Annotated in this window: 18 protein-coding genes and 1 tRNA gene; 7 read left to right on the top strand and 12 right to left on the bottom strand. The window is 33.6% G+C overall.

What is annotated here, in order from left to right; translation table 11 throughout:
• Positions 1-94: 94 nt before the first annotated feature.
• Positions 95-1,456 carry a saccharopine dehydrogenase family protein gene (locus E0F76_RS16385; protein ID WP_132008656.1) on the bottom strand — a complete coding sequence of 454 codons (1,362 nt, stop codon included), beginning with the start codon at positions 1,454-1,456 and terminating at the stop codon, positions 95-97.
• 142 nt (positions 1,457-1,598) lie between these two features.
• On the opposite strand from E0F76_RS16385, the gene E0F76_RS16380 reads away from it, so the two are divergent.
• The 3 genes from E0F76_RS16380 (at position 1,599) to E0F76_RS16370 (ending at position 4,905) form a co-directional block, all read left to right on the top strand.
• Complete coding sequence (locus E0F76_RS16380; protein WP_132008653.1) at positions 1,599-1,985, top strand: DUF423 domain-containing protein; 387 nt, start codon at positions 1,599-1,601, stop codon at positions 1,983-1,985.
• A gap of 77 nt (positions 1,986-2,062) precedes the next feature.
• Positions 2,063-3,664: a phosphoenolpyruvate carboxykinase (ATP) gene (gene pckA / locus E0F76_RS16375; RefSeq protein WP_132008650.1), complete on the top strand. Its 1,602-nt coding sequence runs from the start codon at positions 2,063-2,065 to the stop codon at positions 3,662-3,664.
• A 140-nt stretch (positions 3,665-3,804) separates the two neighbouring features.
• Positions 3,805-4,905, top strand: a complete 1,101-nt coding sequence (locus E0F76_RS16370; RefSeq protein ID WP_132008647.1) for a DUF4407 domain-containing protein — start codon at positions 3,805-3,807, stop codon at positions 4,903-4,905.
• 136 nt (positions 4,906-5,041) lie between these two features.
• Here the strand turns inward: E0F76_RS16370 and E0F76_RS16365 are convergent, their stop codons facing one another.
• From E0F76_RS16365 to E0F76_RS16340, 6 genes are all read right to left on the bottom strand, one after another.
• The gene (locus tag E0F76_RS16365; protein WP_132008644.1) at positions 5,042-5,728 is read right to left on the bottom strand and encodes a PH domain-containing protein; all 687 of its coding nucleotides are present in this window, start codon (positions 5,726-5,728) and stop codon (positions 5,042-5,044) included.
• 53 nt (positions 5,729-5,781) lie between these two features.
• Positions 5,782-6,153, bottom strand: a complete 372-nt coding sequence (locus E0F76_RS16360; RefSeq protein WP_132008641.1) for an MmcQ/YjbR family DNA-binding protein — start codon at positions 6,151-6,153, stop codon at positions 5,782-5,784.
• Positions 6,154-6,287: 134 nt separating this feature from the next.
• Positions 6,288-6,692, bottom strand: a complete 405-nt coding sequence (locus E0F76_RS16355) for a GNAT family N-acetyltransferase (protein WP_132008638.1) — start codon at positions 6,690-6,692, stop codon at positions 6,288-6,290.
• Between the two features lie 79 nt (positions 6,693-6,771).
• A complete protein-coding gene (hemW, locus tag E0F76_RS16350; protein WP_132008635.1) occupies positions 6,772-7,965 on the bottom strand; it encodes a radical SAM family heme chaperone HemW in 1,194 nt (397 codons plus the stop codon).
• Between the two features lie 58 nt (positions 7,966-8,023).
• The gene (gene ruvC, locus E0F76_RS16345; RefSeq protein ID WP_132008632.1) at positions 8,024-8,578 is read right to left on the bottom strand and encodes a crossover junction endodeoxyribonuclease RuvC; all 555 of its coding nucleotides are present in this window, start codon (positions 8,576-8,578) and stop codon (positions 8,024-8,026) included.
• A gap of 73 nt (positions 8,579-8,651) precedes the next feature.
• Positions 8,652-9,593: an alpha/beta hydrolase gene (locus E0F76_RS16340; RefSeq protein ID WP_132008629.1), complete on the bottom strand. Its 942-nt coding sequence runs from the start codon at positions 9,591-9,593 to the stop codon at positions 8,652-8,654.
• 274 nt (positions 9,594-9,867) lie between these two features.
• Here E0F76_RS16340 and pelA point away from each other — a divergent pair, with 274 nt between their 5' ends.
• The 3 genes from pelA to E0F76_RS16325 all read left to right on the top strand — a co-directional run bounded on the left by pelA (position 9,868) and on the right by E0F76_RS16325 (position 13,399).
• Positions 9,868-11,193 carry a pectate lyase gene (gene pelA / locus E0F76_RS16335; RefSeq protein WP_132008626.1) on the top strand — a complete coding sequence of 442 codons (1,326 nt, stop codon included), beginning with the start codon at positions 9,868-9,870 and terminating at the stop codon, positions 11,191-11,193.
• 161 nt (positions 11,194-11,354) lie between these two features.
• Positions 11,355-12,299, top strand: a complete 945-nt coding sequence (locus tag E0F76_RS16330; RefSeq protein ID WP_132008623.1) for a lysylphosphatidylglycerol synthase transmembrane domain-containing protein — start codon at positions 11,355-11,357, stop codon at positions 12,297-12,299.
• Positions 12,296-13,399 carry a glycosyltransferase family 2 protein gene (locus E0F76_RS16325; RefSeq protein ID WP_132008620.1) on the top strand — a complete coding sequence of 368 codons (1,104 nt, stop codon included), beginning with the start codon at positions 12,296-12,298 and terminating at the stop codon, positions 13,397-13,399. The genes E0F76_RS16330 and E0F76_RS16325 overlap by 4 nt, the downstream gene beginning before the upstream one ends.
• Here the strand turns inward: E0F76_RS16325 and E0F76_RS16320 are convergent.
• From E0F76_RS16320 to E0F76_RS16310, 3 genes are read right to left on the bottom strand one after another with little or no spacing between them, the layout of a single operon-like run.
• Entirely contained in the window at positions 13,392-14,120 is a 729-nt protein-coding gene (locus E0F76_RS16320) for a DUF4184 family protein (RefSeq protein WP_132008617.1), read from the bottom strand. The two genes, E0F76_RS16325 and E0F76_RS16320, sit on opposite strands and share 8 nt — an antisense overlap.
• A gap of 3 nt (positions 14,121-14,123) precedes the next feature.
• Positions 14,124-14,600, bottom strand: coding sequence for a hypothetical protein (locus E0F76_RS16315; protein WP_132008614.1), 477 nt, complete (start codon positions 14,598-14,600; stop codon positions 14,124-14,126).
• A 42-nt stretch (positions 14,601-14,642) separates the two neighbouring features.
• Entirely contained in the window at positions 14,643-14,885 is a 243-nt protein-coding gene (locus E0F76_RS16310) for a hypothetical protein (protein ID WP_132008611.1), read from the bottom strand.
• Positions 14,886-15,094: 209 nt separating this feature from the next.
• Between E0F76_RS16310 and E0F76_RS16305 the strand changes: the two genes are divergently transcribed.
• Positions 15,095-15,595, top strand: coding sequence for a DUF456 domain-containing protein (locus E0F76_RS16305; protein ID WP_132008608.1), 501 nt, complete (start codon positions 15,095-15,097; stop codon positions 15,593-15,595).
• Between the two features lie 60 nt (positions 15,596-15,655).
• Here E0F76_RS16305 and E0F76_RS16300 read toward each other — a convergent pair whose 3' ends face one another.
• Entirely contained in the window at positions 15,656-21,634 is a 5,979-nt protein-coding gene (locus tag E0F76_RS16300; RefSeq protein WP_132008605.1) for a hypothetical protein, read from the bottom strand.
• A gap of 406 nt (positions 21,635-22,040) precedes the next feature.
• Positions 22,041-22,114 (bottom strand) — tRNA-Asp (locus tag E0F76_RS16295).
• Position 22,115 lies beyond the last annotated feature (1 nt).

Here is a 22,115-nt window from a genome sequence, read left to right as displayed (position 1 = left end):
TATTTTGCTTATTTGCCAGATAAACATCCTATTTATTTAAAATCAAATGTATCCATAAAACATACAAATTATTACTTAAAAGAATGTATGAATTCTATTTATCCGGATTATACCCTAAATAGGGCATTTGCTCTTCGCTAAAAACTACTCCACATTCTTGAAGTTCTTTCAAAATAGGCTGGTATACTTCTTTCCGGATGGGTAATTGCACACCTGGATTTGTGATCTTTCCATTCAATATTAGCAAGGTGGCCATCGCTACAGGTAATCCAACAGTTTTTGACATGGCGGTATAGGTTTGGTCTTCGCCAAGGCAAACCATTTTAGAATCTATTTGGTATTTTATGCCTTCTAATTCGTACCCAAATTTATGATACATGACAATCATATCCTTTTCGTTGGGTTGCAAGGTCCAACTATCTGTAAGTATTTTTTCGAGAATTTGAGCTGGAGTGGCCTGTTGCAAACCCACTTTTTTATTGGGATCGAATAAATTTAATTCCAACAATTTGTCCCACATAATATCGTCTTGATCGATTTTTAAAATCAATCGCATTTTTATTTCAACTGAATCTGTGGGGTGATAGGGTAAGAATGAATTCACGAATTGACGATAACTCATGTTTTCGGAATCTTCCATAATATAACTATCATCGGTCATGCCAAGTTGTACAAACACATTCCAAGCTTTTGAAAAACCAACTCTTCGAATGGTTCCTCTATACATCGTTAAAACATCATCTAAACCATAAATAGTCATGTATTTTAAGGAATCTCTATTAGAATACGCTTCAAATCTACCATAACCCTCTACATTCAGAAACTCTGTTCTGCGAAATAAGTTCCAATAGGGAATATATTTATACGTTCCTTCTTGGATAAATTTAGCTGCTCCACCTTGTCCTGCCAAAACAACATTTCGAGGAGACCAAGTGAATTTATAATTCCAAAGATTGTTGTCGGATTCTGGAGCTACTAAACCACCACAGAATGATTCAAACAAAAGCATTTTCCCTCCTTTGCTCCTAATATCGTCAATTACTTTCATCGCACTCATGTGATCGATTCCGGGATCAAGACCTATTTCATTCATGAAAACCAAATTGTTTTCCTTGGCCAAAGCATCCAATTCTTGCATGGCGTCACTACTATATGAAGCGGTGACCAAATGTTTTTTGTACGCAATACAATCTCTCGCCACCTCAATATGAAGATGAGCCGGCAACATCGATATAACAATAGTTGCTTTTTGAATAGCCAGTTTCCTTTCATTTTTATCAAAAACATCAAAGGAAATTGCCGTTGCTTTTGGATGATTATTCGTTTTCTTTTGTGCAAATTCCAATGATATATCTGCAATGATGAGTTGCAAATTCTCCACATCTGATTTATTCAATAAATATTGAATTAAGGACGAAGAAGATCTTCCTGCACCGATAATTAGAATTGTTCTCATAATCATTTTTATATAACACAAATATATGTAATTGTTATATTTTTAACAAATATAAGCTGCATATTAACTAAGTGTAAAAGTAATCCTAAATTTATTTCTCTTTGAATATAAAGAGATACTTTTGCAATTCAATTAACTCAAAATGGATAAAAAAATAATTTCAACCGGAGCAATTTTCGGAATGTTGGCCATCATATTAGGCGCTTTTGGTGCTCATGCTTTAAAAAAAGAATTGTCAATTGAGGAGCTCTCGACTTTCGAGACTGGAGTAAAATACCAAATGTACCACGCTTTGTTTTTATTATTTATTGGAATGAATGATAAAATAGCTCAAAAAACAAAAAAAAATATTTTCATCTTAACATTGGTTGGAGTATTATTTTTTTCGGGTTCTATCTATTTATTGGCAACAAATTCGATCACATCATTTGATTTTAAGATTATTGGATTCGTAACTCCTATTGGTGGTTTACTATTAATTTCAGCTTGGGCACTATTATTATTGAATTATCTTAACAATAAATCATAAAATTGTTATATTTTTATTTCGTATGAATTAAATTTATAATTTTGTCCATAAATAAAGTAACCTAATTGTCTACATTTATGGAGAAGCACGCCTTGTTTACGAAATCGATTTCGCTACACTATTTAGGAATCGAAAAAGCACTAATACGGTATCAATTACCTGCAGATGAATTACATGAAATCACTTTGCAATCAGGTCAGGGAATAGCAACTTCTACAGGCGCATTAGCTGTCAATACAGGCAAATTTACTGGACGCTCCCCTCAAGATCGTTTTATTGTAAAAGACAGCATAACCCAAGACAAGATATGGTGGGAAGATATTAATATTCCTTTTGAAACAGAAGCCTTTGATGCTTTGTATAATAAAGTTACTTCCTATTTAAGCTATAAAGAAGTGTTTGTTCGAGATTCCTACGTTTGTAGCGATGCTATTTATAGGTTAAATATTCGGGTTATTACGGAAACAGCATGGGCAAATTTGTTTTGTTACAATATGTTTTTGCGACCTGAAACTGAAGAATTGAAAAACTTCACACCAGAATGGACATTAATCTGTGTTCCAAGTTTTATGGCAAATCCAGCAATTGATGGCACACGACAAGAAAATTTTGCCATTCTTAATTTTACCAAAAAAATTGCCCTAATTGGAGGAACTGGGTATACTGGAGAAATGAAAAAAGGGATTTTTTCAGCCTTGAATTTTATTTTACCCGTTTTCAAAAATACGTTACCAATGCATTGCAGTGCCAATGTTGGAGTCAATGGAGATACAGCAATTTTCTTTGGACTTTCAGGAACTGGAAAAACCACTTTGTCAGCTGATCCTAACCGAAAATTAATAGGTGATGACGAACATGGATGGACAAATGAAAACACTGTTTTTAATTTTGAAGGAGGATGTTATGCAAAAGTTGTGAATCTAAGCGAAGAAAATGAACCTGATATTTTTAGAGCCATTAAAAAAGGAGCTATTTTAGAAAATGTAATTATTGATAAAAACACAAAGAAAGTTGATTATACATCTGTTTCCATTACCCCAAATACTCGGGTAAGCTATCCAATTTATCACATCAATAATATTCAACCTAATTCTATAGGGAAAAATCCAAAAAATATATTTTTTCTCACGGCAGATTCTTTTGGAATATTACCTCCAATAGCTAAATTAACACCAGGCCAAGCTGCCTACCATTTTATTTCTGGCTACACAGCAAAAGTGGCTGGAACCGAAGCTGGAGTAACAGAACCTCAACCCAATTTCTCGGCTTGTTTCGGAGCTCCTTTTATGCCTTTACATCCTACAAAATATGCTGAAATGTTGAGCAAAAAAATGAAAGATGCCAATGTTAAAGTTTGGCTAATAAATACTGGATGGACAGGTGGCCCTTATGGAATAGGATCTAGAATGAAATTAAAATATACTCGTGCCATGATAACTGCCGCTTTAAACGGGGAATTAGACACTGTAGCTTTTGAAACACACAAAGTATTTGGAATTGCGATACCAAAAACTTGTCCCAATGTACCTAGTGCTATTTTAAATCCTAGAAATACATGGGATGATAAAAATTTATACGATACTAAAGCCCTAGAATTAGCCGCAAAATTCAAAGCTAATTTTACCAAATTTACATCAATTGCTAATGCAGAAATATTAGCAGGTGCACCGATAATTTAGTTAATTTAATTTGTTGAGAAGAAGTATAGTCGCATGTAATTATGTGACTCTTCTTGTTTTTAAACTAAAAAAGAACCACAACAATTTGTAACTATTGTCGTTAAATAACTACTAATCAACATCAATCAAAATCAATCGTTATGTTGAAACATTTCTTCATCCTGTGTTCAGGTGCTGACAAAAAAGTACTTGCCAGTTGCTCTGAAGGGGAACAAACAAAATATGTAGGTATTGGCGCCACCGTTTTCTTTACAGCAGTTATGGCTTTTATTGCCAGTTCTTACGCCTTGTTTAGAGTTTTCGATGCTATTATTCCTGCCTTGCTATTTGGTATTGTTTGGGGATTACTCATTTTTAATTTAGATCGATTCATTGTATCAACCATTCGAAAAAGAGAACATTTTAGCAGCGAATTGTTACAAGCAAGTCCGCGAATTGTATTAGCAATAATTATCGCCATTGTAATTTCGAAACCATTAGAAATTAAAATTTTCGAAAAGGAAATCAACACTGTTTTATTGAAAGAAAAAAATGCCATGACGTTGAATAATAAAAAAGAAGTGTCGAACTATTTCAAAACTGATTTAGACAAAAACAAAGCGGAAACGGATCAGCTAAAAGAAGAAATTGTATCCAAAGAAAAAGAAGTAAACACCTTATACGAAACTTATATTACTGAAGCGGAAGGAACGAAAGGCACCATGAAATTAGGAAAAGGCCCCGTTTTTAAGGAAAAAATAGCCAAACATAATTTAGCTTCTTCTGAACTAGATTCAATACGGAAAATAAATTTGGCGAAAATTGCTACTAACGATAGCAAAGCCAAAACTATAACAGCAGATTTAGATAGAAAAATAACCGAAACCCAACCCATAATTGATGGGTTTGATGGATTGATGGCGCGAATAAATGCCTTAAACAAACTGCCCTTAATTCCTTCCTTGTTTATAATGTTATTGTTTTTAGCAATAGAAACTTCGCCAATTATTGCAAAATTACTATCGCCAAAAGGGGAATATGATTATAAATTAGAAGATATTGAATCCGCTCTTAAGGCAACGATAATCCAAGACAAATACCAGCGCGATTTACTAATTAAAACCAGCGCTTCAATGCATGATAAAGTATATGAAGACATTTCTCAAGACAAAGAACTATATAATTTGCAACGAAAAAAAGCAACAGAATTGTTAGAATTGCAAGCACATAATTTCGTAGAAAAACAGAAGAAAACCTTATGATTAACACCATAAAATAACAGTTTCAAATTGATTGATATTTTTCAAAAATCTCTTTGTCCTGAAAATATATTTAAACATAAAACCCGACAAAAATAATTATTTGTCGGGTTTTGTATTTATTACTAAGAATCGAAAATTACATCAAACTCAAAATCTCTTTCTTAAAAGCATCATATTCACCTTGTAAAATTAATCCGTTATCCAGTAGTTTTTTATAGTTCTGAAGCTTGGAAAAAAGCTCATCTTGTGTTAATTCATTGGTTGGTTTTTCAGGTGAAGAAACTGAATTTTCCATAAAAGATTCTACATTAGAAATTGCCGGCATAATTTCAGCAAAACTTGTCACTTCTTCAGTTTCTATTTCTTCTATAACTTCATAAACTGGTGGCGTTCCTACTACTACTGGATTTTCATTAATACTACCCCCATTTTTCAGAATATCCAATTGTTCTTTTGCAAAAGTAAAAATCTTTCTGGCTTGAGTTTTTGGGATGTAATCTATAGAAACCGTTAAATCCGTTTTGGTAGTAAATGAAAACTCGGAACCTAAAATATTTTCTTTTACAAAAGTACCTTCGATTTGATCCCACGTAAAATCAGTAAAACTCATTGTAATTCCAAGGTTTTTTGGCTGACAAATAATAATTCGTTTATTCGTCATCACGATACTATCTGGAAGAACGGTTATTGCAGGTTTTTTTTGTACAGCGATATAGCCTATTTCCTCATTTTTCATCAACAAATCGTTCAGCTTTGAAGTGATTTTTTCTATGGCTTTCGGGTCTTGCTCCTCGTTTAAGAATTTTTTTATTTGATCTTTCATTTTTCTATAAATGTGTTTGAATCTGAACTGATTTTATTTCGCAAAAGTAATGCCTAATTTTCTATTTCAAGAATATCATTTTGATTTTTTTTCGATAAACTAGTAAAAACCAATTCATAAGAATGATTGATTAATTCGATCATCTTTTTATCTGAAATATCACAATTAAAATCGATCGTATTCCAATGAATTTTACTCATGTGGAATCCTGGTTTTACTGCCTCATATTCCGCCCGAAGTTCTAATGCTTTTTCGGGATCGCATTTTAAATTGAGTGATGGAGTCCCATTTTCCCATTCTTGTAATGAAGTGAGGCAAAACATTTTTCCTCCAACTTTAAAAACCAAAGCATCATCATTGAACGGGAAATGTTCGGTAACTCCTTTTTTAGAAAGACACAATTCGTAAAGTTGCTGTATGTTCATAAATTTAGTGATCAGTTTTTAGGAATCAGTGTTCAGTGCTAAAAATATAAAAATTAGTATTACGGTTTTAAAATAATTCTTTGATCTTAATTTCAGTTTTTTGACGACCTAAACTGAATACTAATCACTGTTTACTAAACATTACTTATTCTTTCCATCATCCGGTCGGGATAAGCCAACGCTTTAAAGCCAAATTTTTTATATAAAAAATGAGCGTCCTTTGTTGCCAATCGCCATATTTTTATTTCTTGTAAGGCTGGTTCCTTAAACATTGCGTCAATTAAAATAGAAGAATAGCCTTTTCCTCGATGTTCTTCACTTATAAAAACATCCATTACATAGGCAAAAACCACATAATCTGTAATTAATCTTGCAAAACCAATTTGCACATCATTTTGATAAATGCCGAAACAAAATGAATTATCAATACAGGTTTGAACGTCATCGATTGTCCGTCCAGCTGCCCAATAAATAGCCACTAGGAAATTATGAATAAAGGCTACATCGAGTTTCGTTTTATCAGTTGAGATTGTAATCATATTTTTTAATTTTTACACTAAGTTCACAAAGAAGGCTCGAAGCATACAAAGCTTAGTGAACCTTGCACCTTCTTTGCGGTTAAACTTCCAAATTTAAATAAAACAAATCGCTTGCAATTCCATCGGTCAAGAATTTTCCTTTTTTGGTAGTTTTCAAAATCTTCTCGATACAATTTCGCCCAAAAGTGGAATCACTCGAAGTGACGATTTCGAGTAAATCATCTTTTATAAATTTTTGCACCTGATTATTAAGGTAATCCAAGTAAGAAATGCCAAATTCTTTTTCTATTCTTTCTAAAGAAACGCCCCAAATAGTGCGCAATCCCGTCATAATATATTCGTTATAACGGTCGGTTTTGGATAAAATTTCAATTTCATTGGGTAATTTATTTTCGTCTAATGATTTCAGATAGATTGAATTATTTGACACATTCCAACTACGAGAAATCCCGTCATAACTGTGTGCCGAAGGACCTATTCCGATGTACTTTTTTCCTAACCAATAGGCCGAATTATTCTTTGAAAAATAGTCTTCTTCTCCAAAATTCGACAATTCATAATGAATAAAACCATTCTTTTCAAGGGTTTCGACCAATATTTGAAAATGTGCTGCGGCAACCTCATCGTTAGGTTTGGCAATTTTTCCGGTTTGGATGAGTTTGTTCAATGCTGTTTTGGGTTCAACGGTCAAAGCATAACTTGAAATATGTGGAATATCAAAACCTAATGCTGTATCGATGTTTTGTTTCCATTTCTCATTGCTCATTCCTGGAATGCCATAAATCAAATCAAGAGATATATTGTCGAAATATTGGGTTGCTACTTCTAGGCATTTTTTGGCTTCCGCCGAATTGTGCGCACGATTCATCATTTGCAAATCATCCTCAAAAAAAGATTGAATTCCAATTGAAAGTCGGTTGATGGAAGTCTTTGATAATTCTATTATACGTTCTGTCGATAAATCATCAGGATTGGCTTCAAGCGTGATTTCGGGATTTTCTGAAACGGAATAATTTTTATAGACGGCATCAATTAAAAACTGAATTTCGTCCGTTGTCAAAACGCTTGGAGTTCCACCACCAAAATAAATGGTTTCTATTGAGTTGTCATTTCGAGCGGAGTCGAGAAGTTCAGATTCATTCTTACGCAAATGGATTTCTTTGGCCAAAGCCAAAACCATTTCGTCCTTCTTTTTCATAGAAGTCGAAAAATGAAAGTCGCAATAATGGCACGCCTGCTTGCAAAAAGGGATATGGATGTAGATTCCGCTCATAAATTAGTGGTCAGAAATCAGTGGTCAGTTTTGCAAATTGAAATCTGACCACTGATTACTATTTTTTAACTCGATTTTCATTATTCTTTACAAAAGCGTCCCAACCGGTATAACTTTTCTCGCCCACCACTTTCCCGGAATTGAAAAAATGACAAACCGCAGCAGCCAATCCATCAGTTGAATCGAGATTTTTGGGTAATGTTTTTAAACCTAAAAGTTGTTGCAGCATTTTGGCCACTTGTTCTTTACTGGCATTTCCATTTCCGGTAATGGCCATTTTTATTTTCTTGGGTTCGTATTCAGTTATCGGAATATCTCTCGAAAGTCCTGCTGCCATGGCCACGCCTTGAGCTCTCCCTAGTTTCAACATCGATTGTACGTTCTTGCCAAAAAAGGGGGCTTCAATCGCAATTTCATCTGGATTGTGGGTGTCGATTAATTCGATGGTACGTTCGAAAATGATTTTTAGTTTTTGATAATGATTGTCATATTTGGATAATTGCAATTCGTTGAGTTGTAAAAATTTCATTTTTTTGTTCACGATTTTTATCAATCCAAAACCCATAATGGTGGTTCCAGGGTCAATACCTAATATAATGCGTTCGTTTGCCATACTTATTTTGTTACCAATTTTAGACGCTTTAAAGAGTCTGTACGATGGATTGTTTTAAATTACAAATAGATGTTTAATCTATTTTTGAAATAAGCCCATTAGCAATCAACCATTTTTCACAAGCTTTTGGCCAATTTAAATTGGTTTCTTGTCTGCCTAGACCAAAACCGTGGCCGCCATTTTCATAGATATGCATTTCGACTGGAACTTGATTTTGTTTTAAAGCAAGGTAATAATTAATGGTGTTTTCGACAGGAACTACGTTGTCATCTGTAGCGTGTACTAAAAATGTTTTTGGTGTTGTGCTAGTAACTTGTTTTTCAATCGAGTATTTATCTATCATTTCAACACTTGGATTGTCACCCAAGAGATATTTTTTCGATCCTTGATGTGTTATTCCTTCTTGCATTGAAATTACTGGATAAATTAAAATTGAAAAATCGGGACGAGCACTAATATTGTCAGTCACTTCATAAACTTTATCATTAAAATGTGTTGATACCGTAGCTGCCAGATGCCCACCCGCTGAAAATCCCATGATTCCAATTTTATTGGGATCGATATGCCACTTATCCGAGTTACGACGGAGGATTCGTACTGCTTGCTGAGCATCTTGTAAAGGCCCAATTGATTTGTCTTTCATAATTAAATCACTCGGTAAACGGTATTTTAAAACAAAAGCTGAAATACCAAGTGTGTTGAACCATTTTGCAATTTTATAGCCCTCTTTATTTATGGCTAAATGAAGATAACCACCTCCAGGACAAATGATAACCGACGTACCGTTAGCTATTTTAGGATCGGCTAAAAAAAACGTTATTGAAGGTTGAGTGACTTTACTAATCCCATTAATTATTTTATCGTTATCATATGATACTTCTTCTGTATAACCAACTGACGAAATAGCATCAGGAATTTTTTCCCATAAAATAATTTCCTTGTTTTGCGCTAAAACAGAACTAAAACATCCAAAAAATAAAAAAATTAATACTAAAACACTTTTAACTTTCTTCATGATCTATAATTTATGGGATTGTCAATAGACAAAGCATGTCTATTTCAAATTAATAATATACAAATCTAATTCTTTTACTGCTGTTTGTTCTATTATTTATTTTATAAATATCAGATCAAATCGATAAATAACATCCAAACCTATTTGTTTTTTGATAATTAAACAACATGAAATTCAGTCAAAAATATGAATAGTCATTTTTTTTTCATATACTTGTGCAATCGATTACAAAATAATCTGATTTTACAATTTTCTAATTAAACCCTGTAATTATATGAATAAGCTTAAAGGATTAATGGTTATCATCTGCCTCTATTTTTTATCGGCATGCAGTTCCGATAGTGTTGTTAAAGAAAATCCAACCGTACCTACTGTTATTACTGAGAGCATTACAATAAACGGCAGTGCTATTACAGATGGAAAACCAAAACAACTCACTTTGAATATTTTACCCATTAACGTAAGTACCAAAGCCGTTTCTTGGACTACATCATCAGCTGCAGCCACCATTTCTAGCGATGGGATTTTAACTCCCAAACTAAACGGAACAGTTACTGTTACCGCTACAGCTACTGATGGCAGCGGAAAAGTAGGTGAATTACAAGTCAATATTTCTGGTGTAACAACAGTATATACAAGCATAACCAGAGCCGAAAGCATTTTAATTTGGCAAAGAAATAATGGCGGTTGGGGCAAAGCTGTTCCTGATTTGAATTCATACAGTGCTGTACAAACGGAAGCTCAAAAAGCTACTGCTTTAAGCACCAAAAACAGCACAGATACCACCATCGACAATGGACACGTTGTAACAGAACTTAGGTATTTACTTGCCGATTATAAGACTAGCAACAATCCAAATTATCTTTTTGCCGCTGAGAAAGCCATTGATTACCTTTTTCAAGCCCAATATTCAAATGGTGGTTGGCCGCAATACTATCCTGATAAAAGTTTGTATAGACATCAAATAACATATAATGATAATGCCATTGTTAATGTGATGAATTTGATGTGGGATATCATAAAAAGCAAAAACAATTTGGAGTTGGTCAATCCAAAATACAAAGCTTTGGCAGATATATCATTCAAAAAAGGAATTGATATTATTTTGAAAACGCAAATTACTTCCCCTTCTGGCAAAAAATCAGCTTGGTGTGCACAACATGATGAAATTACCTTATTGCCTGCTTTAGCTAGAGCCTACGAACTTCCTTCTGTGAGTGGCTCAGAATCCGTTGGTGTCATTAGAACTTTAATGCTTGTAGAACAACCTTCCGAAGCCGTAAAACAAGCCATTAAAGATGCTGTAGATTGGTTTGCACTTGCAAAAATATTTGATATCTCAACGAAACAAGTACCTGATGCTACTGGACCAAACGGCTATGATGTAGTAATCTATACAACACCTGGCACAACTACTTGGGCTAGATTTTATGATTTAAATACAAATTTGCCTTTTTTCTGTGGAAGAGACGGAGTTAAAAAAGCGTCATTAGCTGAAATAGAAATCGAAAGAAGAGCGGGATACTCGTGGTATGGAAATTGGGCTTCAACGATTATTGGCTCGGAATATACCGCCTGGAAAACTAAAAATGGATTGTAAATAAACCATAAAATATTATTTAAAAACAGCCCGAAAACAATTTGTTCCGGGCTGTTTCACTTTTAAGGTGCAGTGAAATCTCTATCACTCGAAAATAGTATTCTAAACGATTAATTTAAAGCTAGATTCGTTTGCTAATATTATTTTGTTACTTTGCAAAAATGATTTCAATTCCTGATCAATCTAAAAAGTTACTTTTTCTTCTAGTCAAAATTCTGATTGTTGGCGGAGCGTTTTATTTTATTTATTCCCAATTGGCGAATAATGACAAATTAGATTGGGAACAATTTATTGTTGTATTCAAAAAAAATCAATCTGTTTTAGGAATTGGATTTATCCTTTTATTGAGTATTTTGAATCGTTTTTTCGAGATTTTGAAATGGCAAAATTTAGTTTCCTTTCTTCATAAAATTTCGTTAGCCGAAGCAACTAAACAAGTTCTTGGCGCTCTGACTGCGGGTTTATTTACTCCTAATGGAGTTGGGGAATATGCCGGAAAAGCCATGTTTTTCGATAAGAAATCTACTAAAAAAATAATTTTTCTGAATTTAATTTGCAATGGAATTCAGATGATTTTATCAGTTGTTTTTGGAATTTTCGGCTTGTTTTATTTCAATTCCCAATTCAATATCATCACTCCAAAAACCGTACTAAGCCTTTTTGCCCTTTGTTTTTTGCTTTTTGGGATTCTGTTTTTTTCGAAGAAAATAAATATCAAAGGCTATTCTTTCGAAAAATTAATTCATAAAATCAACGACATTCCAAAATCAATTCATCACAAAAACATCCTTTTAGCCATCTGTCGTTACTTAGTGTTTTCGCATCAATACTATTTTTTATTTTTGGCATTTGATGTTGATTTACCTTATATAACTTTGATGGCAACCATAGCGAGTGTTTACTTTTTGGCTTCCTCCTTACCTACTTTCCAATTTTTAGATTTTGCTGTAAAAGGTAGTGTGGCAGTCTATTTCTTTGGAATTCTCGGTGTAAACGAATGGATTGTGGTTTTTATAAGCACCTTGATGTGGTTTTTGAATGTGGTTTTACCTGTTATTATTGGAAGTTATTATGTGATGAATTTCAAAATAAAAACCGTACAATGATTTTGGTTTTACACACCATACTACTTATTTATTGCTTTGCAATTATTGCCTTGATTTATGGGTTTACCAAAGTTAATTCTTTTGAATCTCTGGGGCTGAAGCCAAAAACCAAATTCTCCATTATTGTTCCGTTTCGGAATGAAGGGAATAATCTGCCAAAGCTTTTAGATAGCCTTTCAAAATTGAAATATCCATTTGATTTTTTTGAGGTTATTCTGGTTGATGATGACTCCGAAGAAGTGTTCAGTGTTCAGGATGTAGTGTTCAGTGTTAAAATAATAAACAACATTCGGGTTTCGAATTCGCCAAAGAAAGATGCGATTACAACGGCTATGAATACGGCAAAAAACGAATGGATTATCACCACGGATGCTGATTGTGTAGTTAATGAAAACTGGTTGTTAGCCCTAGACAATTATATTCAAATAAATCCTGTTTCGATGATTGCTGGAGCAGTAACTTATGATTTTACCAATTCCTTTTTGCATCATTTTCAACAATTGGACTTAGCTAGTTTGCAGGGAGCAACGATGGGAAGTTTTGGAATTGGAAAAGGATTTATGTGTAATGGCGCCAACTTGGCATACCAAAAATCTTTTTTTGAAGCACTAAATGGTTTTGAAGGCAACAATAAAATTGCCAGTGGCGATGATGTTTTTTTGTTACAAAAAGCTATGGCAAAATACCCTAATAAAGTCCATTATTTAAAATCGAGTAACACCATTGTAATTACAAAACCGCTGAACGATTGGAAATCTTTGTTTTACCAAAGAGTGCGTTGGGCTGCTAAAACGAGCTCCTACCAAAGCCGTATTGGAATTGGATTGGGATTGATAGTTTTTGGAGAAAACTTATCCTTTTTGTTAGTTATTGGTTGTTGGTTGGTTGGTTTTGGAAACACCTATTTATGGTGCTTTTCATTGTTAGCTAAAATTTTGGTTGACTTTATTTTAATTCATAAAACAAATCGTTTCTTAATTAATGAAACTCGTTTCTATTTAATTAGTAGTTTTTTGTACCCATTTTTTAGTGTGATTGTCGTTTTGTATTCCCTTTTTTTTGGAAAATACGAATGGAAAGGAAGAATATTTTCTAAATAATTGATTTCTTTCTAAATACAATGCCCGATATTGTAATGGCAATAATAATTGGCGTAAGGATACTTACGATGAATATCCCAATATCATCCATAGGAGTTCCAAAATAGAATCGTATTGCTATAATAATTACCGATAATAACGCATTCAAATACCAATAATTCATATTAATAGTATTGATTTTAGTATTACTTTTAGGAAGATTATATATGTAAATAAAAATTAAAATCAAACCAATAAGCGAACATACATACTGTGCGATTACATAAATAGCGATTACATAAACACTAAACGAACCAACTTCATAATAAAAAAAAGGAAATCGTTCCACAAAAAAACCATCTGAGTGCGTAAATGAATCCCATAAAAGATGAGAAAAAGCTCCTAAAAAAAAGGAAATTAAAACGGTGAATACATTACTTTTAAAATACTGAACCCAATTAAATTCCTTTAATTCTTGTAATCGTTCTTGCAAAAAGACTGGGGAATTTTCGATAAATACCTTTTTAATTAATCCATGAAAAGCAAACATTACAATTAAACCTAAAGGCAAATCGATTAAAAATATTCCTAAAAAAGTATGACCAAATTCCAATTGACCTTTCATTCTAAAAAAATATTCATAATCAGGAGACATCGAACCTGCAATCAAGGCAGTAGCAGATAGCTTTTTATTTTTTAAAAAGGGTAAAATAATAGCTGGATGAGAAAACGTAAATGGCATTGATTATTCGACTTTGAGAATTACGGGTAAAATAAATTGGGTTTTTACAGGAATCCCTCTTTTAATAGCTGGATTTATTTTTGGAAAACCTACTAAACGTGCTTTAAGAATACTATCAATTTTTATAGTATCATAAGCAACGGAATCTTTGGGAAAAAGGGGCTCGAATTGTAATCTTGAATTAGGATATATTGTAACTTTTACTTCTATGGTATCTAATTCTGGATAAAGCATTGATAAGGTGTCGACGCTTAATTTAAATTGAATAAGTTGGGTCATGTATTCAAAAAAACACTGTTGGCGCATGATTTTACTCTCTATTTTATCACAATCTGCAACAGAAGGAAATTCATCAACTTCCTTCCAATTGATGGCTTTCAATTCCTTTTGCAGCAAATCTTTCTCTGACGGAACTTTCTTGTCAAAATATTGACAGGAGTTAAAAAGAATGATTATAAAAAAAAGTAAAAAGTGTTTCAATGGTGTGTGTTTGAATGGAACTAATATTGGATAAAAATACAATTATTTTTTTTGGATTTGTTTAGAAAGCAAACAATCTTCATAGCTTTCTGACATCCACTTCTTTTTACTTGCTTGGGCAACTTCTTTTTCCTTAGGATATAAGGTTGCTAATCGATCCGAATAAATAGCCATTTTAACTGTGTAAGTGTAAAATTCCTCTTTCGTTAAAACCAAACTGTCATTTGTTTTTTTACTTAAAAACTCAAAAAAAAGAGTTTCAAATTCTTTCATAGAGTAATTCATAACTTCTTTTTTATTCTGGTTATAAATCGATTATTTTAATGCTTCATCAACAGAATTTACTTGTTTTTCTTATGCATGAATGCTATAAGCAAAGAAGAAGAACAATAGTAGTATTAAAATATTTTTCGCATATTCATTTTTAAAACAAAGGTTTTTATACTTTTATTTCTAATTACCTTTTAATTTTCAAAAATACTAAAAAAAAATTTATGGATATATTCCTGTTGATTCTAGGTTTTGCGTTGATGCTTCTAGGCGTTGTAGGGAGTTTACTACCTGTCCTACCGGGGCCTAGTTTGAGTTGGATTGGATTAGCTTTACTTTATTTCACGAATGCAGTGCCCGCGAATTATTGGATCCTTGGAATTAGCTTTATAATTACAGCTCTAATTTCCATACTAGATTATGTGATTCCTGCTAAAGGCACCAAAAAATTTGGTGGAAGTTCTTATGGCATTTGGGGAACAAATATTGGTTTGCTTGTTGGGATTTTTGCTCCAATACCTTTGGGTTTCATTATTGGCCCTTTTGTAGGTGCCTTTATAGGTGAACTCATTTATGATCACAAAGACCATCATCGCGCATTTAAAGCGGCAACAGGATCCTTTATTGGTTTACTAGCGTCTAGCTTTATGAAGTTTGTTGTTTGTATGGTGTTTTTAGGATTATTTCTTTGGGTTGTTTGGACAAATAAAGCGGGATTTTTTTGAAATAAAAAACAAAAAAAAGCCCTAAAAAATTAGGGCTTTTACTTATGCTTATTTAATTAATTAATATGTCATTAATTTAACTGCTTTTTGACCTTGGGCATCCTTAACTACAACAACCCACACACCTTTGTTTAAATTAAACTGCGTGTTTTCGCTAGTTTCGAATGATTTTACCAATGCGCCATTTAAATTATAAACTTTAATTTTCGTGCTTGATTTTACATTAGATACCACTATTGTTTCTTTGTAGGCATACACACTTACATTAGAATTAGCAAGATATTGCTTGACTCCAAGTGGATCATTTGTAATTAATTGAGGAATTGGATCCCAACCATCTGAGCCTTTAGTAAAATTAAAAGTGGTAATAGCCGTTCCATCTGTTAGAGTTGGCACAGATAATAAAGTGGCCCATGATGCACGACTAGATGAGTTATTTAAACCCGAATTTTCAATAGTTCCATACTCATACATTTTAGCAGAAGTACCGCCCAATGTGTTTTGCCATCCAAGAGGTTTAATCAATGATAAACCTTCAGATCCTGGATAATTAGAGGTTTCAATTGTAGTATTGTAAAATACTACTTCACTAGTTGTAGCTTCCCATGGGCGACCGAAATAACCTGGTTTAGAACGATAAACAGAAGCTGTTTCGGTTCCAGGTATTGCAGTAGTAACGTTACATTCGTACATTAAATACCCTCTTCCTGAAGCTTGTTGCGCTGCACTTAAGTAGGATTCATCGCCACTTACATCACTAGTATTCATCGCTAAATCAGTTTTATAAAAGACAGCATCCATACCACCAAAAATATAATCAACAGCTCCCATCATTACTCCTTTATAAACAACAACTCTAGATCCTGAGCCTCCAAAGAATGTATCCTGACGACCTACAACTCTACATTTATTCAACACCACTTTATCTATATTATTTGCAATCGAAATCGCAGCAGCTCTCTCCACAAAACTTCTGTCTTGAACGGCAGTGCTTCCCATAGTTGTTGGTCTAAGCCCTTTGCTTCCAGAAGTCCACATCACCACTACATCCTCAGATTCTTTTTTCGAAATATATTGATTATATGAGTTTTCGAAAATAATATTATTGGCTTCAAAACCATTGGCATAAACAACTACTGTAGCATTCCAATAAGAACCATTCGTTGTTCCTGATCCTTTGTTTTCATAAGTTAAATACCCATTTTCTTTATTTACTCTTAACACATCGGCATCCCATTTCTGATTATTTTTCATACTATAGTAGTTATAACCATGACCATAATACGAAGTAATTCGAACTGCACCCGATTTTATATCGACTCCTTTGTTGATTAAGTCAATATTAGGAGTAGCCGCCGCATTTTTCAAGGTGACATTTGCTTGTGTGATGTCAAGCATTTCTTCGTAGTTCCCTGGATCTATCATGATAATTACACGATCTGTGCTGGTACGAGTCATTTTAGAAATCGCACTAAGTGCCCCATTTATAGTTTGATAATCTTTATCTGTACCTACTGTAATTACTGATTTATATGGATTACTACCTCCGACTGCAATATTTGTAAAATAGGTAGTAACGGCACCAGAACCTACTGTAATAGTAACAAAACCAGGAGCAGAACCAGTATAAGAATATTCAACATTTTCAAAGACACTTGTACTATTGCTTGTAGTTGTTATGGCTGTACCACCTTCAATTGAAAAATCTGCTGAATAATAATAAGTAATAGCCACTTTATCTCCAACATTTACTGGAACTTTAATAGTTGCTCCTGCTTTTGTTGTTAAATGTCCTTTGGAGATTTCGTTTGCAACTGTACCTGTAAAAAGCATTCCTTTATAGGCAGGATTTCCATTTACAATCACTTTATCATCAAAAGACCAATTAGTTACTGGTTTAAAAGCAAATGACTTGACTGTGTTTACTCCATTCACTGTTAGGTTAGAAATTAAGCTCGTTTCAACTGGATATTCATCTAGACCACTATAAGCTACTGTATAAACACCATTTCGCAAAGCGATACCAGAAACGGAAGTGAAATTATACACATAGCCCGATTCATTCAAATTTGTAAAAGTTAATGCCAATTTAGACAATTGAGCCGAATTTAATCCCGTGGTATTTATAGCAACTGTATAAACTGGTTTAGCTGTAAAAACTACATTTGAATTTACATTTGAATTACCAATAGTAATTTTATTTGAAAGTATTTCAAAATTATTAACCCCTTGACCAGAAATAGTATACTCAACATTTGGCTCTAAATCTATTGTATATGTTGATGCTCCAGTATTTATAACTGGACTAGGCACATATATTTTATTAGCTGCTGGATTAGGAACATACTTTAACGTTAATTTTGATATATCGGTTCCTAGTCCTGTAATAGAACCACTTACTGTGTACAATTGTACTTTTACAATTGTTATATTATAAGTTGTTGTTGTGTCAGTAACATTTAAAGAATTACCATTACTGATAATATAACCATTGGCATTAGACAAACTCAATTGATAGGTATAACCAATTGGAAGTTTTACACTATAAGATCCTGATGACACGGTTGAAGACCAAGTTTTTCCGGCTGCATTAGTAAAAACAATAGTGTATCCATTAGGTATTCCAGATGCCTGAGTAACATCTACATTTCCGGTTAACGTTTTATAGTTAGCATCTTTTCTTAAAATTCTATAATAACTTGGTTTGCCTTGAGTATCAAAAATATGATAAGCACCTGCTTGTTTTGCAACAAAGTGAAGTTCTGTCAAGCTAGTTGGCACTGAAACAACATTCGTTTGAGAAGCGGCATCTGCAACATATTGAAAGTTAACCATTCCACCTGAATCTGTACTTGCAACTACAGTAACCTCATCATCTGCGCTTAAGGTAAGACTCATATATCGTCCTGAAGCAGCAGCCCCATTAACATATACCCTACCCTTATATCCTACTGCACTACCTATGTTCTCATCATAACGTGTAAGAGCTGTATTTGTAGTTCTCAATCTGTCGTTTGAACCACCAACCCAACTCAATACTCCAGCAGTAAAAGATGGCAAAACATTAGCTGAACTTCCCACTACAATCGATGGAGAATACCAAGAATTTATAATACTTGATGTTAATTTGTTATTGTATAAGGCTGTATCCAATTGTTCTGCACCAAAATCCCATACATCAGTTTTTCCATTTGAGACAACGATTGCTGCTGCATTTTCTATATTCATACCATGAATATAAAATTCAGCATTTGGAAAACCAGCACTTTTTAATGTTGCGGTAATTACCCCTTTAGTCCCTGTATAAGTAAAACTTACAGCGGTAGCATCCGCTCCTCCAATATTTTGAGCATTTACAGAACCTAATATATTTGAATTCGCATCTTTAAATTCAAAAACACCGTCAACTCCACTACCATAGGTACAGACTACAAAAGTAATTGTTGCCTTACCTGCAACTATCATATTCATAGAATTTCCTGGAAAAAACACTGCACCATGCGCTGCATCGTGATAACCAAACTTATTGGCATCGGTAGCGGTGTTGCTTTTTAAATTAAGAATGCCATCACTTGTTGTAAAAGTGTTGTAACGCAATGCTTGGTAACTTGTTTGTGGAAGAACAGTCCCATCTGTAAAATTATAAGCATAGGTTTGTCCAGCAACAGCTTCAACTATGACGCTATTATCTGCAATATTTAAAGTATAGGTTTTGGGATTTGATGTAGGATTTGAAAAAGTAATTGTAAGTGCATTTCCACTTGCTGAAACCGAAGCTATATCACCTGTTAATGTTGATGAATAACTTGATAAAGCATTACCATTTAAAGGTATTTGTATCGAAGCTGCAACATTTGTAGCACTTACAACTGTTCCAGAACTTAAATTTACTGTCGCATTAGTACTAATGTCTGCACCTGCTGTGAAATTTATTACTGTTCCATTAATGGTTATTGTTCCTGTTTTTTGAACCCAAGGAGTTAATGAAACAGGAGTTGTTACTGGAACAACCTCAATGTATGGAACATAATTCGTTCCAGTAAAATCTAATGTTACAATCCCTGCAGTTCCCACATAAAGAAAATCTACTGAAGTTCTATTAGTATCAAAATTTGCTGATGTGGTTGAGGATTGGGATGCTTTATCAAAATTACCAGTTGCACTTGAAACAGCAATTGTTCCAGCAGAATAAATACTTCCTCCTATTTTAATATAGGAATTACCATATACTTTGAGTTTAATTTGATTCCCTGCTTTTAGAATAGAACCATGTTGTGTGCCATTGTAACCATATGCACTAGTTGAACCTGGGACAATTTCTACTAATCCTTTATTTATACCCGTATTCCCAAGAGTGACTTTTGGAACAATACTTCCATCTCTAAAGTCAAAGAAGTAAGGCACATTTTTTACTGTTGCAGCATAAGCAGCCCCCATTTGAGCAGGTATAATACTTACCGAAGGAAGATAAATGTCTGTTCCAGGAGTAACAGCTTTAAAGTTTAAAGCTTTTGAAGCACCTGAATAAACAAAATCATAAGTATCCGTTAAATCCGTCGTAGCTTTTGTAGCTTGTGTTCCTAAATCTCCAGATACCGTTGCAGTTCCCAACATACTCATTGATGAATATTGTGAACCTAGAAACTTTATTGCACTAGTTCCAGCAACAGTAAGATTCATTTCTTGATTCGCTTTTAAATCAAGACCATAAGTTGCACCGTGAAAAGTATAAGCTCCTCCTAAAATAAGTAAACCATCTGTGCTTTGTTTTGCAGTAATAATAGTTCCATCTCTAAAATCATATTTAGTTATTCCGTTTAAATAACTGTTATCATAGAGTTTTATTGTGTATGTTTTTGGATCATTACTGCTATTAGCATAAGTAATATTTAAATTACTACCAGAGATTGTTGCTGATGCAATATCTCCAGAAACAGTAGGAGTAATTGTTGACATGTTACCTCCCAGATTAAGGGCAACAAAACCATTATCACTCAAAGCACTTAATACAATGCCACTACTTAAAGTAATTGAAGCATTGTCAGTAGAAGTAGCACCAGAAGTTAAGTTAATGGCTACTCCATTTATAGTTACTGTACCGGATTTCTGAGTATAGGTACTTAAAGAAACATTATAAGGATTCGGAGAAATTTCAATGTAAGGCAAGTAAGTTGTACCACCACCTGTGTGTTCAAGAACAACTGTACCTGCAGTACCTACATAAAGAAAATCAATATATAGAGGAGCTCCATCACTAAATGTAGCTCCAGTATTGTTACTTTGAGAAACAATATTAAAAGCTCCAGTTGCACTAGTTGCCTTGATTGCTCCAGCTGAATATTGATCTGCTGCAACTCTAATATAACTGTTACCCGCAACTTTAAGCGTTATTGCATTCCCATCTTTAAAAGTAATACCATGCTGACTACCGTTTAGACCAAGACCATTTGAAGTTCCAGCAGTCATCTTGAATAAGCCTACTTCAATATTGTTTGGAGGGCTAGAAGGCACAATACTTTGATTTCTTAAATCAAAATAATAAGGAATATTTTTTTCTGCTACTGTAAAGTCTTTCCCTAATTGAGCAGGAATAACTTGAATTGTAGGAAGATAAGTATCTCCACCTGTTCCCGCTACCGTTTTGAAATTTAAAGTTTTCGCAACTCCAGAATATACAAAATCATAAGTATCTACTTTATCAGCAGCTACTTTTGTAACTTGAGTTCCTAGATCTCCTGAAACCGTAGCTGTACCGACCATTTTTAAGCCAGAATATGCAGAACCTAAAAATCTAATTGTACAACTACCAGACACAGCGATATTAACCTCTTGATTCACTTTTAAATCCAGCCCGTAACCTGTTGGACTACTGTTATGCCAAATATACGCACCAGCTAATGTAAGTTTACCATCAGCGCTTTGTTTTGATGAAATAATTGTCCCATCCCTAAAATCATAGGTAACAGAATTTGTTATTTGTCCATGAATTATGGCAGCAAAGAACATCAACGCAACACATAATAAGTATTTTTTTTTCATAGGTTTTTTGGTTTTTAAAGTTTATAGTACAATCGATTGCGCTAATTTAATAAAAAATAATGTTTGTTTTACATTTCATAAATTTCTGTCTTGATTTTTATTTAATTTTTTAATAAATTCTAAACAATTTTATTAATGCAAGAAACGAATCGAACCCAAGAAATACTTTTTGGGATTGATCCTATAATTGGAAGTGAATGGAGAGAAAAAAATTAAGAAGAAATACTAAAATTAGGAATTGCCCTAAAATCAAAAAAGCCATCCACAAAGTGGAAAGCTTTTCATTGGTCTAACTACTAAACCGAGCTACGAGTTACAAAGTGGTAGCGAAAACAACACAACTGCTTTAGATACTATTATTGGCAAAAAAAGCGATTCATCTCTGAATCGCTCTTTACCAATTTAGCGGTCTGGACGGGACTCGAACCCGCGACCCCATGCGTGACAGGCATGTATTCTAACCAACTGAACTACCAAACCT

Origin of the sequence: Flavobacterium cellulosilyticum, assembly GCF_004349355.1 — a bacterium.
Taxonomy (GTDB): domain Bacteria; phylum Bacteroidota; class Bacteroidia; order Flavobacteriales; family Flavobacteriaceae; genus Flavobacterium; species Flavobacterium cellulosilyticum.
This window is presented reverse-complemented; position numbering and strand designations above follow the sequence as displayed.